Source organism: Paenibacillus sp. CECT 9249 (assembly GCF_918697855.1).
In the GTDB taxonomy this organism is placed as follows: domain Bacteria; phylum Bacillota; class Bacilli; order Paenibacillales; family Paenibacillaceae; genus MSJ-34.
Genome location: NZ_CAKKLI010000004.1, coordinates 115,928 through 129,299, shown reverse-complemented (window position 1 = coordinate 129,299; position 13,372 = coordinate 115,928). Strand labels below are relative to the sequence as shown.

Below are 13,372 nucleotides of genomic sequence, written 5' to 3'. Positions count from 1 at the left end.
CGGCGCGTCAGCCGCCTGCGGATTTATGAAATTAACCGTTCCTTTCGTCTGTATGACGGAAATAGGGCCGCGTATTTGCGCGGCCATGTGGACAGGTATGCAATGACGTACGAATTGAGTCAAATAACATTTGATAATATGGGCTTGAATTCCACACCATTTCTTGCCTGGAATTGTTTCGGGCGGTTTCCCCAGAAAGCAGATGTCCTGCACATGAAATATCGAACATATCGGGATATGAGTCTTATCTCTATGACGCAATTCAATCATATACGACTTCCGTTCCTGCAATAAAATCGTGAAGCGCTCGTTTGTCTTCGCGCAAGGCAACCATGAAGATGCTTACAATCAGCGCGATTCCGAACGAAAATCCATATATAATGCCGGCAACGACATTGCGCAAGAGCATTGTTCCTATACTTGGCGGCAAATGATCGTATACTTTTCTGATTCGTATCCCGCAGATCCGTTTTCCAACCGTATATCCATTCCAAAAAACCGGCACCAGCAGTGAGTACAAACCCGTTAATACATTGGTCATCCATTCCTCGGCGTTCCCTCCGCCCGTCAAAATGAGAGCGACGATCGATAACGGCAGGGAAACGATGAGCGCATCCAATAATATCGCCCCCAGCCTTATCCAAAAGCCTGCTTCGCGATTCATCCTAACTCCCCTCCTGCGCATTTTTTTCCTTTTGGCAATGGTCCCGTCCTGACATTACTTCTATTGTAGAGCAAGGAAAAAGGAAGTCAATCATACGGATTCATGAAACGTACGAACATTTTGTTCAGCCCAGGTTACCGCATCGCCATGCAGCATGACGGGTCGGCCGTCCCTTTCAATTTGGATATTATAGGGCTTTACTGTATGTTTCAATAAACTCCACTCCTGATAGAACGTCCGAAATTTATGAATGATCTCATTCGTTTCGAACAGCAGCTCATACATCGGTTCTTTCGTCAAATAAATCCATAAGCTCCATTATCGTTTTTGTAACCAAGTACCTTCCTCAAATAATTGATGCCGATTATAGTAGGAGTCATGATATTGCTTTTCTTTCCTTCTTATTTCTTCCAATCGGTTCATAGAACATCACTCTTTCTTTCAACAGACTCACCCGCCCATGGCTCGGACGATAATAAGAGCCTTCCCAAATAAAAAAGCATCCTAATACACTCTGTCATTAAGATGCCCTTGGCGTTGATGAAGATATTTATTATTTAATCGGCTTATACCATCTCGGCACGATTTCGTCGAAATCGTTGTGATCATCCAATACTCTATTTATTTTCTCCATCATGCGAGTCAATTCCTCAGGCTTCACCTTGAGAATCCACACGACGGACGAAAAAATGGTCATCGCCAAATAGAGCGAATATAAGGTCCAAAAATATTGGTCGGGATCGCGGCCGTTATGATAGCCCCGGATCTGTCCGATCGAAAACGGGATGCTAATTTCGGAACTGAACATTCCCGTTTTAAGAAACTCGTGAATCGGATCTCCCCAATCGTACCGGTTGAAGTCTATAATTCCGGATAGCCTCGTCTCTTTGACGATGATATTCGCTATATGGAAATCATCGTGTTGAAAAAGATTTGGACGATGTTTTATTAACGGGATATGTCGATCGATAAAAGACATCAACTTTGCATCGTTTCTCACCCTTACGCCGCAGGACGAGTACTGCTCTAAGTAATGCGTATGCTTGTTTCGTTTCGTCTCGTGCCACGGCGGTATCGAATCCGGCGCCCGCCATTGATGCATCTTGAACAATTCCTTGCCGGCTTCGACGCCGACACGATACTGCTGATGCTCGGCGAGGCTCGGGAGCTCGTCGGCGGCATCATTGCCTTCTATATATGAAAGAATCATATATGCGATCCCCAAGCTTGCTGCTTGCCCGAACTCGATGGGAACCGAACATTTCACGCCTAAGTTTTGCATGTTCGCAAGAACATCGAACTCACATTTTTTCGAATCCGAATGCTGCAAATCGAAAATCCGCAGCAACACACGTTGTCCGTGATGCAATACAACATCAAACTTCCGATCGCTGGAATAACCCTTATGAATTGGATGAATGCCTTTATTTCCAATCAAAATCGGAATATATCGATCCAGGCGGGAATAATCAAAATGAGGAAACACCATGAAAACTACTTTCGTCTTTTGAAAACGACAATAATATCTTTGGATTGCCCTTGATATATGCTTGTGTCGAAGCAAGAAACAAGCTCCCAACCTTCACGACCGTGGCGGTTTAATTCTTCCTCGAACTCATCCTCTCTTACTTTGCCGCCAAAAAATCCGCCTGTTTCATATTTAATCGTTCGATATTCCCATTGTTCCATCTCGATCTTCCTTTCTACATTCGATTTTTTCTATTATCTCATTGTTGGGTTGCACAGCCAAGTTCTGAAGACTTCAGTTTATTTCCTTGTATGAAAAAATCGGTTTCATACGCAAAATAACGAATGTTCATCGATTGAACCATTAATCATGAGGCGGTGAAACAGTATGCAATGGATGCGTTCCATCTTGCAAAGGGTAAATAACCGGAGAACGATCATGTCCTTAGTGGCTCTAGGGGCAGCAGGGGTTACAGCGTTTGGAATCGCCCAACGGCGCAGATTCAAAGGAAATGCTTTCCGTCCCATGTTGCAGCCGTTTCGCAAATGATTATTGCTTAGCAAAACAAACAGCCGGGCGGCGTAAGCTCCGGTTGTTTGCCAACTAACCCGGTAAACTCATGAAATGATACGAACAAGGAGATCGACTTTCGTATCCAGATTATCTTTCCACCACCGGACTTCCTCCGTCATGAAACCGGAAATAACCGCTAAATACACTTCCAGCAATTCCTTGGGGGCGCCTTGAATCAATTCGCCCGCCTTTTGTCCCTCGATAAACAAGGGCAGGAAATGGGCTGAATACCGGGTTGAAATATCTTCGTCAAATTCATCGTTCTTTCCGGAACGTCTTCGGATCGCAGCGCTTGCTTCATGACCATGAAGATATCGCCGTTTCCTTCCATTAGCTCCAATGGCTGATTCAGGCTTCCGCAGCGATCAAGCTAATTTTCGTGCCTTCGATTCCTTTTCGTGCAAAAACTTTTAAGCCTGCGGCAATTACCATTTCTTTGCGTTCATTCGCGAATTTGTGCGAATTGTTCCTAGGCGCCATCGTTCATCATCCCCCCTACAGCCGCATTAAGCGTTAGCAACATAGTATCACACTGAATTTTAGATGGAAAATTCGTTGGCGACTGCATGAAAGCCATCATGCTGCTTACCGTTATTGCCCCGCAATTTGCATTGAGGTTGTTGGAGAATGACTATAATTTCTAAGCAGAAGACGAAGTCCATTGGATTTGATCCAATATTCTAACCGCTTAATCCTCGTTTTACAGCTTTTCATTGGAATTTATGCAGCGGATTTGGACGAAAATGAAACTGAACAGCGATAAAACCAAGAATCCATTGGAGGTTTTCCAATGGAAGCACGTTTCGAACGGCGGATTAGCTGTTTCTATTGTATATTTTCCAATGCGCGGCTGCCGTCAGTTCGGTACCAAGCTCCGCGGGGATGTTCTTGGCTGCGGCAATTGCGCCGGCGAGGCTATCCCCGACCGCTTCAGCCGCTTCTCTTGGAATATCGGCAGGCACTTCCATTCCCCCGCGGTACACTGCTGTGCCGATGCTCCCCAACGCGGCGACGCCCAATGCGGCGCCCAGCTCGCCGCTGGTCTCCGGTAGCGACGAAGCCGCTCCGGCCCTTTCCGGGGGGCGGACCCGACGATCAATGAGAAATCCGGCGGATACGACCAGCAGGCCGAGCACAATAGCATAGGCGGGACAAATTCTGCTCGCAACGATCGGAGCCGCCAAAGCGCCGAGAATGACTCTTTGATTGAATAATCCAGTCAAAACTAAGGCGAAGTGATCCGTTCCTTCTATTGGAGCCCGCTGTCTATATCCTATTATACCAGTAGAAACGCTGCTGGAAACGGTCTGCAGAAGGATACGAAATCCTCCTAGAGCTTAAATATTCGGTTAAAAATCTGCTTTAAATTCGTCTATTGGATCCCAAACGGACCATGCCGCTTCCAATAGGTTTCCTTCATTATCTCTGAAGTAAAAATATTTCGCCTCTCCGTTGCCTAGCGTATGCAGTTCCCCGACTTCCCATCCTTTGTCCTGCAGCTGGCGATGCGTAAATTCAATATCCGGGCAGTTGAGCGCCATAATCGGAAAGGGTTGTCCGTTTCTCGCAATTTCCAACGGTTTCTTATCTGTCGTCTCAATGAGCAATAAAGCAATCGAATGTTGATGCGGATGATGCAGCACCGCAATATACGAACCCCTGTCTTGAAATTTGTTTATCAATTTAAATTCCAGATTGGACGTATACCATGCAATGGATTCGTCGATTTGTGCTGTAGGAACGTAGACATAGCCGATACGCGAAAATGCAAACTTTCCGTTCATATAGAACACTCCCTTTGTTCGAATTTTTGAAACCGCTTTACCGAAGACAATTACGAATTTGCTGCCAGGACAACATACCAGTACACCCGGTATAATGTGCAAGGTTCACACAGATGTCTCTTCCGGTTTAATCCAATACACGCAACGATTGTCGCCTTTTAAAATATGCTCGCCTCTTGCGATCTCGACACCGTCGCCGATGACTTGCCGGAACATCTCCATTTCCTTCTTGCAAAGATTGGAGCATGCTCTCGCCGCCTCGCAAATCGGGCAATGCTTTTCCACATAACAATAGGTTCCGTCGGGATTCTCTATAATTTCTGCCATATACCCTTCATCTGTCCGCGAAGTGGCAAGTGCGGCGCTTAGCTGGTGCATCATCGCCATTTTGCAAGCTCGTTGGGATGCTGCAGTCCAATCATCCCGGTCAAGCCGTCATGTTGGATAATACTCCGTCCGATCAATACGTGTAGATAAATAACGGTTTCTCTGAAAGATCATCGTAATCGCTAACATGAAGGGCTGCCTCCGAGCAGCCCTAAATACAAATTCCATCGGTCTTGTTAAACGCCTTGCTGCTCACCGCAGGAACGCACCAACGCTTACACATCCGTTTTGCCTGGTCTCCAGCCGATTTCCTGCGACCATCGATGAGCCTTTTGCAATATATTCCATACCATCGGTCCTTTTCCTTCAACATATTTCGGCCGTTCATTCTTATACATACTCATTAATCGATGTTTCTCCCGGGCATATCTTATCGCATCTGCCGGATGCGTTCTTAAGTAGTCACGAAAAAGCAACGTCATTTGTTCTCCAAAACTTCCCGCCCGCCGTACATGAACATGAGTTCTCCTGGCTCCCGGCATTTCTCGAAAATACTTTTTCGTTTTGTCCGGATTCATCTCCCGCAGAACAAACCCCACTTGTTCTATCTTGGTTTTATACACCGATACATCATCAAAATCGATAACGGAAACTTGAATGTCGATGATTGGTTTCGCATCCATTCCAACAACCGATGTCGATCCGATATGATCGATCCGGATCGCCAGTTCGCCCAACGACCGCCTTAAATGGGACCCTATCCGTTGAAATTCCGCTTTCCAATCTGAATTGTATTGCGATATGATCCACTGATCTTCCATTTATATCTCCTTCAAATGCGCAGTGTATTCGTTACTTCCATATTCGTTCCACACCGATTCGTTTCGTTAGATATGTGTATCCTTATCGTCTTTCAACATCCGTTGTCTTTCACGCAAGTTTGATCTAATCGATTTAATCAATGCAAAGATATAAAAAGATCCAAAAACAATATAACTCGCCATCTTTTCCTCAAATTCCGCATTATGATTCACGATCACTAAACCAATGATTGAGATGCAAGTGATAAGGAGAACGTCAATACTTAACAGCAAATTCCAACCATTTTTTCGTGTAATAAGTTTGCCACTCAACGGCTCGTAAATGAATCGATTCGCATACTTCAATACGAGGCCTATAATGACAATAATAATGATAGCTCCGGCAAAACCTTGAAAAGTCGAATTCCCGGACAGTACACTCGCAATGAAAAAAAATGCTAAAGTTGCAAAAAAGAAAACATTCTGAAAGTTCTTCAAACGATCGCTTCCTTGTTGATTTGATGAAAATTCGTCTAATGCCGGTCATAATCGGGGTCGTCTGACCATAAATCTTTCGGCGTCTTTTACAAATCCATACTGTTCGTATAGCCTAAGGGCATCGGCCGTTCCCAAAAATCCGGATCGTTTCATCATTTAATAGGGACTTATCCGTATTAATGCTGTATTCCTCGAATTTCGCTTCCATGTGCATTCCCTCCGCCATATACGTACGCAACTCGGAACAACACCCCGTCCTCTTACGGTTTATTTTCGTCCCGCTTTATTTATTCTCGATCGTAAATACAAAACCCTTTCGGCGGCGCAAATCGCACCTGAGGAAATGCAAATGTTTCTGCAAAATCCTCTTTTCCAATCCGAAAAACAAGCGGGGATCGTTGCCGGACGATTATAGATTCAACATTAGTTTGGCCATTGTGAAGTAGATGATCAATCCGGTTCCGTCAACCAATGTTGTAATAAACGGACCTGAAACAACGGCCGGGTCGACTTTTAATTTGTGTAAAACGAGCGGCAAGATCGCCGAAACGAGGGATGACCAGATGACAACAAACACGGCGGTGACGGCAACTACCGAGCCGATGTCGAATCCCACCCCCAGAAACTCCGCCCGCACAAAGGCGGCAAGTCCCATACAAATCCCGAGAAAAATACCTGTGGCTACTTCTTTGCCCATTACTTTGAAAATATCCTTGAATCTGACTTCGCCGAGAGCCAGTGCGCGAACGAGCGTCGTTACCGTCTGCGTTCCCGAGTTGCCTCCCGTGCCGATCAGCAATGGTATAAAGAAGGTTAAGGCAATCACTTCGGACAGCGTATCTTCAAAGTGGCGCAGCACATTCCCCGTATAAGCCTCCGCGACAAACAAAATGAGCAGCCATCCGATACGTTTGCGGAACAATTTCCAAATGGAGTTTTTAAAATAAGGCTCTTCTAGCGGCTGACTTCCGCCCAGTTTCTGAAAATCCTCGGTCGCTTCTTCATGAATGACATCGATCAAATCGTCTACGGTAACAATTCCAATCATCCGGTTGTCGTGAGTAACGACGGGGATCGCAACCAAATTATAATTGGTTAAAATATTCGCGACTTCTTGCTGATGCATATCGGCGGGAACGGAAATGACATCTTCTTTCATGATATCCCCTATTTTCGATTCGGTACCTGCCATGATCGTATCTTTCAGCGATACGATGCCGACTAGCTTTCCATAAGTGTCGAGAACATAGATATAGGAAACAATTTCGGCCTCATGTCCGACTTTTCGAACATGCCGCAAAGTCTGGTCTCCCGTCCAAGAATCCCGAACGGCAATGTATTCCACTGTAGCGAGACTCCCTGCCGTTTCCGGGGGATAGTTCATCAACGTGCTCAGTTTATCCCGATAATCGAGCGGCAATAACTCCATTAATTTATCCGCTTGATGAGGATGAATGGCTAAGAGCAAATCGACGACCTTATCGCTTGACATTTCATGAAGCAGCAAGGTGGTCGTTTCTTTGCTGCTCCGAACGAGAATGCGATATTGCAGTTCCGGCTCGATATATTCGAGAACTTCCGCACTTAACGGAATGGGAAACATGGATATAAGCGCGAGCTGTTCCTCACTGTCAAGATCTGTTGTTAACATTTCCGCTACATCAAAAGGTTGAAAACGGGATATGAAGTCGCGTATTTCGGACTCCTTATGATGGGCTAGCAATTTTTTGAGTTCTTGTACCATGAACATTGCCTCCTTCATGAACATTTTTTTCTCCACACAAAAAAACACGCCCATAACGAATGAAGGCGTGTTATACCCGAAAAATCGACACCTCCATTCGTTGAGTTTTAGCACTGTATGGCATAGGAGCGGAATCCAGCTACATTAAAAACCACCTTATGTCGATGGCTTCTGTTGACCCATTGGCGTCTTTGGACATTTCTGGGCAGCAGCATTTCTCCATACAGGAGCCTCACCTAACGAGGTTCGTATTTTATTTCCGTGGAAATCGACCGAAACCAAAAAAGCCCTCCCATAAAGAGAGAGCCTTCATCCGTTTCCTTACGCGCAAAGGTTGCTCGCATGTTACATAGGCCCGCACAAATCGAAGCACGCCTCGCACATATCGCGAAACATGCGCAAATCGCCGCATGGGGAACATGGGAGGGCCGTAGGGAAAGGACTCTTCCTCTTTACTGAATCTCGCCTTCGGTTATCGTTTCGACTCGGACTTCCTTCCATGATCCCACCCCTTTCTCAAAATGAAAATCCTCCGGAGTCTGAAGGTTTGTATAGGAGACTCGCCTAACGAGGACAGAACGACTACAAGTTTTATCGTACTCCCAACCGTTTATGCTGTCAATGACAATTGCTGATCGCCAGAAAAAGTAGCGAGTAACGGGAATCCGTTTTGACAAAATGTCAACATCGATATATATTATAAGCAAACCGGTTTTTAGAAAGGATCGTCAGTATGTCTGAACAGAAGAACAGCGGCACCCTTGGCTTATTGTTGAAGAGACTGTTACAGGAGCGCTCTTTATCCATAAGGAAATGCAGCGAACTCACCCAGATTGATCCGGCCACCGTCTCGCGGATCATAAACGGGAAGCGAAAAGCGACTCCGGAACATTTGCAACGATTTGCCGATTGTCTCGAGGTTCCCGTCTCGGAGTTGTTTGCCGCTGCCGGTTACTCTGTCAATCGGCGGGAATCGGATATTCATGCCTCGATCGACAATATTCAAGACATCCTCGAATCCTCCAATGTACATTATAATCAGTTCAGCGTAGAGAATGTCGAACGGGAATTGGCCAAATACGAACAGTATGCGCAAACGGAAGAAGGCAAAGAAACGATACTGCGGCAATTTGAGACAAAGCTTCAAAAAATAAGCGGTACCGGACCGTTTATTCATCAGCTAAAAGATATGTACGAGAAATTCCGCATAAACAAAGGCGCTCCATGGGAGATGGCATTAATCGGAAGCGCATTGATTTATTTTATTTCGCCAGTGGACGTTATTCCGGATTATATTTTTCCGATTGGTTATATAGACGATGCTATTGCCGTAAAACTGATTGCGAACGCTCTCCAGACACCGAAATTGTTCAAGCCGTCCGAATAACGGGACGTTCGTGAAAATCAAAAATAGATGTAATGGGTTGTTGAGACGGACTCGGCGACCCTTTTTTCTCGACATAAACGGTTATTCCGTTCTATTGACAAAATTCAATCAACTCGTTTCCCATTTGTCAACATTTCATGTAAATGGATATGCACACTGTTGCTAATCGCCAATATAATGTTCATTAAATAATCGTCAAAAGGAGTTTTTCATATGACATCATGGTTTATTATTGCTGCGTTAACCTTCTCGTCAAGCATTGACAATTTGGGAGTAGGCCTGTCTTATGGGATTCGCAATATCCGTATAAGTTTGCTTTCAAATTTGCTCATTGCGGCAATTTGTTTTCTTTTCAGTATGTCCGGCATATATTTCGGACTCTGGATTTCGGAAATATTGCCCGGGATCCTGCCTGTCTTGCTCGGTGCCTTTATTTTAGTTGTTATCGGCATTCGAATTATGTTGCTGGCCGTTCCGCGTAACAAGGACACATTATCCGGACAGAGCGAATCGAAGTCGGAAGGAATAAAAGGGATCTTCCGGAACCCTGCATCGATCGATTTCGATTACTCCAAAAGCATCGGTTTCTGGGAAGCAATCGTGCTCGGTATCGCCCTTTCGGCTAATGCTTTAACGAATGGTGTCGGGGCGGGCTTGTTAGGTTTCTCCCCTCTAGTCATATCGATCCTGGCGGCAGCCGGCAGTTTTGTGACCGTCTGGGCCGGCGTTACTTTCGGACGGAAACTAACGCATGTTCGAATCGGCAAGTTTACGATAGGACAGTTCGGAACGTTAATCAGCGGGTTTCTACTGCTATTAATTGCAGTTTCCGTTTTTTTTGATTAGGAGTTCGCTTCTTCGAACAATTGGCACACGTCAAAGCCCCTCAATACCGTTTCGATATTGAGGGGCTTGTTCACTGAGCGATTTGTTCTTTGATCAGCTGCAGTATTTTTTTCTCCAGCCGGGAGACTTGCACCTGGGAAATGCCGAGACGCGCCGCCACTTCGGACTGGGTCTGGTCGCGGTAATAACGCAAGTAGACGATGAGCCGTTCCCGTTCGGACAATCCTTCGATCGCTTCGTTCAAAGCCAGCTTGTCGAACCAACGCTCCTGGGAATCGTCCGCGATTTGATCCATAAGCGTGATCGGATCGCCGTCGTTCTCGAACACCGTCTCATGGATCGAAGTCGGCGGTTTATTCGCTTCCTGCGCGAACACGACTTCCTCCGGCGAAATGTCAAGCGCCTCCGCCACCTCTTTAATGGTTGGCAAGCGGTTTAGCGTTTTGGAGAGTTCGTCCTTCATTTTACGCACTTTATTCGCCATTTCCTTGAGCGACCGGCTTACCTTCAACGTGCCGTCATCCCGCAAGAAGCGCTGAATTTCGCCGATAATCATCGGAACCGCGTACGTCGAGAACTTGACATCATAGGATAGATCGAATTTATCGACCGATTTCAACAAGCCGATGCATCCGATCTGAAACAAATCCTCCGGCTCATACCCGCGGTTCATAAATCGTTGAACAACCGACCATACGAGCCGGATATTGCAATTGACAAGCGTATCTCTGGCCAACGTATCGCCGGATTGACTAAGCGCGATTAATCGCTTCACTTCCGTATCGTCAAGGTAATTTTGCGAGGTTCGCTTCATATCGACATCCATAGACCCAACCCCTAATTATACAACGCTTTTTTGGATTCAATCCGTTTTTTCATCCGGATTTTCGTACCGCTGCCCATTTCGCTGACGACTTCGAACTCATCCATAAAATTTTCCATGATCGTAAAACCCATGCCGGACCGGTCCAATTCCGGTTTCGACGTATAAAGCGGCTGTTTCGCCAGCTCCAAATCTTCGATGCCTCGCCCTTCATCTTCCACCGTTAGCGTTATCGATTCGCCTTCGATGCTCGCCGTAATCGTAACGATGCCGTCGGGATCGTTATCGTAGCCGTGAATGATCGAATTCGTCACCGCCTCCGATATAACGGTCTTAATATCCGTCAACTCCTCGATCGTCGGATCGAGCTGCGAGACGAACGCGGCAACGGCTACGCGGGCGAACGATTCATTTTCCGATTTGCTTGAAAATTGCAGTTTCATCGCATTGTTTCCGCTCATGATACGACCTCCAATCCCGAGAGCGCCATTCTCTCGTTATCATATTGGGCCAATATTTTGAACAGGCCTGACAGTTCCAGCAACCGATGTACGGAAGGGTTGACGTCGCAAACGGCCATCTTGCCGCCTTTGCTTTGGATCAGCTTGTAACGCCCCAGAATGACGCCGATCCCTGAACTGTCCATGAACAGCAAATCCTTCAAGCTCAAAACCAAATGATTCGTTTGTCCCCGATAGATCGACTCGTCGATTTTAGCGCGAACGGCATCGGCTGTATGGTGATCCAGTTCGCCCCTCAGACGTACAATCAATACGTCCCGTTGATGTTCCAATTCCACTTGCAGATTCATAATGTTCATTCCCTCCCCATGATGAACAATCGGTTTTCTCTCGTTCAATTCTACATCGGAAAATCCAATTCCTGCCTGCCGACAAAACTAGAAGAAAACCGCTATCAATCTACAAAAAAGAGCTTCGAACACGTACGCTTGAACAAAATCCACCATCCGGCTTTCTTAATTTCGAGCGGCGATTCCACCGCAAATTCCTTCAGCACTTTATCTCCTTGATATACGACCAGCTTCCCGAGCGGCTGTCCCGCCTGGATCGGCGCTGTAATATGCTGCGGAATGACAAGCTCATGCCGGATCGATTTCTGGTCCGCACCCTTCTTCATCAATACGCTGTATTGATGTTTGGCGGTTAACGTCAATTCCGGCACGGAACCCTTCTCGATCTTCACCGTTCCCATCTCGTCGCCCTGTTTGAATATTGGGAAATTCGTGTATTGAGCGAAAGCATAGTCGAACATCTTCGTTACTTCCTGATTGCGGGTCTTCACGTTCGGCTCGCCAAGCACGACGGAAATGACGCGAAGCGTGTCGCGTTTCGCCGTCGCCGACAAGCAGAACTTCGCTTCGGACGTGTACCCCGTCTTAATGCCGTCCGCACCGGTGTAGAATCGGACTAATTTGTTCGTATTGACGAGCCAAAACGGTTTAGGCGTTTGCTTGCGCAAATAGTCCTGGTACGCTCCCGTATATTTCGTAATTTGATCATACTTAAGTAATTCTTGAGACATAATGGCGATATCATGCGCGGAAGTGTAATGGTTCGAGACGGGCAACCCGTTGCAATTGACAAAATGGGTATCTTTCATCCCCAACTGCTTCGCTCGCTCGTTCATCAATTCCACGAACGCTTCTTCCGACCCCGATATTTTCTCTGCCATCGCGACGGAAGCGTCGTTCCCCGACGCCATGGCAATGCCCTTCAACATTTCGTCGACCGTCATCACCTCGCCCTGTTCGAGGAAAATCTGCGAACCGCCCATCGATGCCGCATATTCGCTCGTTTGCACCGGATCGTCCAATTTCAGCTTGCCTTGATCCAACGCTTCCATAATAAGCAGCATCGTCATAATTTTCGTAATGCTTGCCGGAGGCAGCCGATCGTGGCTGTTTTTTTCGAAAATGATCGTGCCCGAATCGGCGTCCATCAACACCGCAGACCTGGCGTTCGGCGCTAAATCCAATTTTTTCTCCGTTTTCTCGCTTGCCGTCGGCTGCTTCTCGTCGGCAAATGCCGCCGGAACGAAAATACCGTTGATTAGCGCCAAACTAAGCGATAGCAATAGCCATTTTTTCAAGCGTATTCCCTCCATCGATGAACTCTGTCGCTATGAATCGTACTTCTACTTATTGTTGTCCGAAAGAAAACAAATTATTCCATTGCATATTTTGCAATTTCGTAGTAAGATATAAAAATCACTGCTACGATTCATCCTCCGATTTGTTCCATTTCATTTTGGTTTGAATCCAACTTTCCAACAATTGTAAGACGTTTTACCGCAGGCAAGGATTGTATTTCACGGCGATCCGCGAGCCGAATATTTACTGATTCACACTGGCGCGGTCATCGGAGCCGCAAGGATGGAAGAGAGGCAGGGCTTTCATTGTTTTGGTATGTAAACGTTACTTTGTATGAAATATAGGAAC

General features: G+C 46.2%; 16 protein-coding genes and 1 riboswitch. Of the genes, 2 read left to right on the top strand and 14 right to left on the bottom strand.

What is annotated here, in order from left to right:
* Positions 1-262: 262 nt before the first annotated feature.
* From LQ229_RS05620 to mgtE, 10 genes are all read right to left on the bottom strand, one after another.
* Positions 263-664, bottom strand: a complete 402-nt coding sequence (locus LQ229_RS05620; protein ID WP_230191144.1) for an RDD family protein — start codon at positions 662-664, stop codon at positions 263-265.
* A 553-nt stretch (positions 665-1,217) separates the two neighbouring features.
* Complete coding sequence (locus tag LQ229_RS05615) at positions 1,218-2,153, bottom strand: aminoglycoside phosphotransferase family protein (protein WP_230191143.1); 936 nt, start codon at positions 2,151-2,153, stop codon at positions 1,218-1,220.
* Positions 2,154-2,158: 5 nt separating this feature from the next.
* On the bottom strand, positions 2,159-2,353 hold the full coding sequence (locus LQ229_RS05610; protein WP_216539820.1) for a DUF4177 domain-containing protein: 195 nt from the start codon (positions 2,351-2,353) through the stop codon (positions 2,159-2,161).
* A gap of 396 nt (positions 2,354-2,749) precedes the next feature.
* Positions 2,750-2,914, bottom strand: coding sequence for a hypothetical protein (locus tag LQ229_RS05605; protein WP_230191142.1), 165 nt, complete (start codon positions 2,912-2,914; stop codon positions 2,750-2,752).
* A gap of 606 nt (positions 2,915-3,520) precedes the next feature.
* Positions 3,521-3,928, bottom strand: coding sequence for a hypothetical protein (locus LQ229_RS05600; protein ID WP_230191141.1), 408 nt, complete (start codon positions 3,926-3,928; stop codon positions 3,521-3,523).
* Positions 3,929-4,054: 126 nt separating this feature from the next.
* Positions 4,055-4,489, bottom strand: coding sequence for a VOC family protein (locus LQ229_RS05595; RefSeq protein WP_216539817.1), 435 nt, complete (start codon positions 4,487-4,489; stop codon positions 4,055-4,057).
* A 105-nt stretch (positions 4,490-4,594) separates the two neighbouring features.
* Positions 4,595-4,816: a hypothetical protein gene (locus tag LQ229_RS05590; RefSeq protein WP_230191140.1), complete on the bottom strand. Its 222-nt coding sequence runs from the start codon at positions 4,814-4,816 to the stop codon at positions 4,595-4,597.
* A gap of 275 nt (positions 4,817-5,091) precedes the next feature.
* A complete protein-coding gene (locus LQ229_RS05585; RefSeq protein ID WP_216539815.1) occupies positions 5,092-5,637 on the bottom strand; it encodes a GrpB family protein in 546 nt (181 codons plus the stop codon).
* 66 nt (positions 5,638-5,703) lie between these two features.
* Positions 5,704-6,114 (bottom strand): hypothetical protein, encoded by a 411-nt coding sequence (locus LQ229_RS05580; protein WP_216539814.1) that lies wholly within the window; start codon positions 6,112-6,114, stop codon positions 5,704-5,706.
* 409 nt (positions 6,115-6,523) lie between these two features.
* Positions 6,524-7,858 (bottom strand): magnesium transporter, encoded by a 1,335-nt coding sequence (gene mgtE, locus LQ229_RS05575; RefSeq protein ID WP_216539813.1) that lies wholly within the window; start codon positions 7,856-7,858, stop codon positions 6,524-6,526.
* Positions 7,859-7,942: 84 nt separating this feature from the next.
* Positions 7,943-8,109, bottom strand: a riboswitch (M-box (ykoK) riboswitch).
* Positions 8,110-8,591: 482 nt separating this feature from the next.
* On the opposite strand from mgtE, the gene LQ229_RS05570 reads away from it, so the two are divergent.
* Together LQ229_RS05570 and ytaF are read left to right on the top strand one after the other, a co-directional pair.
* On the top strand, positions 8,592-9,245 hold the full coding sequence (locus tag LQ229_RS05570; protein WP_216539812.1) for a DUF1232 domain-containing protein: 654 nt from the start codon (positions 8,592-8,594) through the stop codon (positions 9,243-9,245).
* Positions 9,246-9,458: 213 nt separating this feature from the next.
* Positions 9,459-10,091 carry a sporulation membrane protein YtaF gene (gene ytaF, locus LQ229_RS05565; protein WP_216539811.1) on the top strand — a complete coding sequence of 211 codons (633 nt, stop codon included), beginning with the start codon at positions 9,459-9,461 and terminating at the stop codon, positions 10,089-10,091.
* Between the two features lie 70 nt (positions 10,092-10,161).
* Here the strand turns inward: ytaF and sigF are convergent, their stop codons facing one another.
* From sigF to LQ229_RS05545, 4 genes are all read right to left on the bottom strand, one after another.
* Positions 10,162-10,917 carry an RNA polymerase sporulation sigma factor SigF gene (gene sigF, locus LQ229_RS05560; protein WP_216539810.1) on the bottom strand — a complete coding sequence of 252 codons (756 nt, stop codon included), beginning with the start codon at positions 10,915-10,917 and terminating at the stop codon, positions 10,162-10,164.
* Positions 10,918-10,928: 11 nt separating this feature from the next.
* On the bottom strand, positions 10,929-11,375 hold the full coding sequence (gene spoIIAB, locus LQ229_RS05555; protein WP_216539809.1) for an anti-sigma F factor: 447 nt from the start codon (positions 11,373-11,375) through the stop codon (positions 10,929-10,931).
* Positions 11,372-11,725: an anti-sigma F factor antagonist gene (gene spoIIAA / locus LQ229_RS05550; RefSeq protein WP_216539808.1), complete on the bottom strand. Its 354-nt coding sequence runs from the start codon at positions 11,723-11,725 to the stop codon at positions 11,372-11,374. Before spoIIAA ends, spoIIAB begins: the two co-directional genes overlap by 4 nt.
* Positions 11,726-11,829: 104 nt before the next feature.
* Complete coding sequence (locus tag LQ229_RS05545; protein WP_216539807.1) at positions 11,830-13,038, bottom strand: D-alanyl-D-alanine carboxypeptidase family protein; 1,209 nt, start codon at positions 13,036-13,038, stop codon at positions 11,830-11,832.
* Between the last annotated feature and the right edge of the window lie 334 nt (positions 13,039-13,372).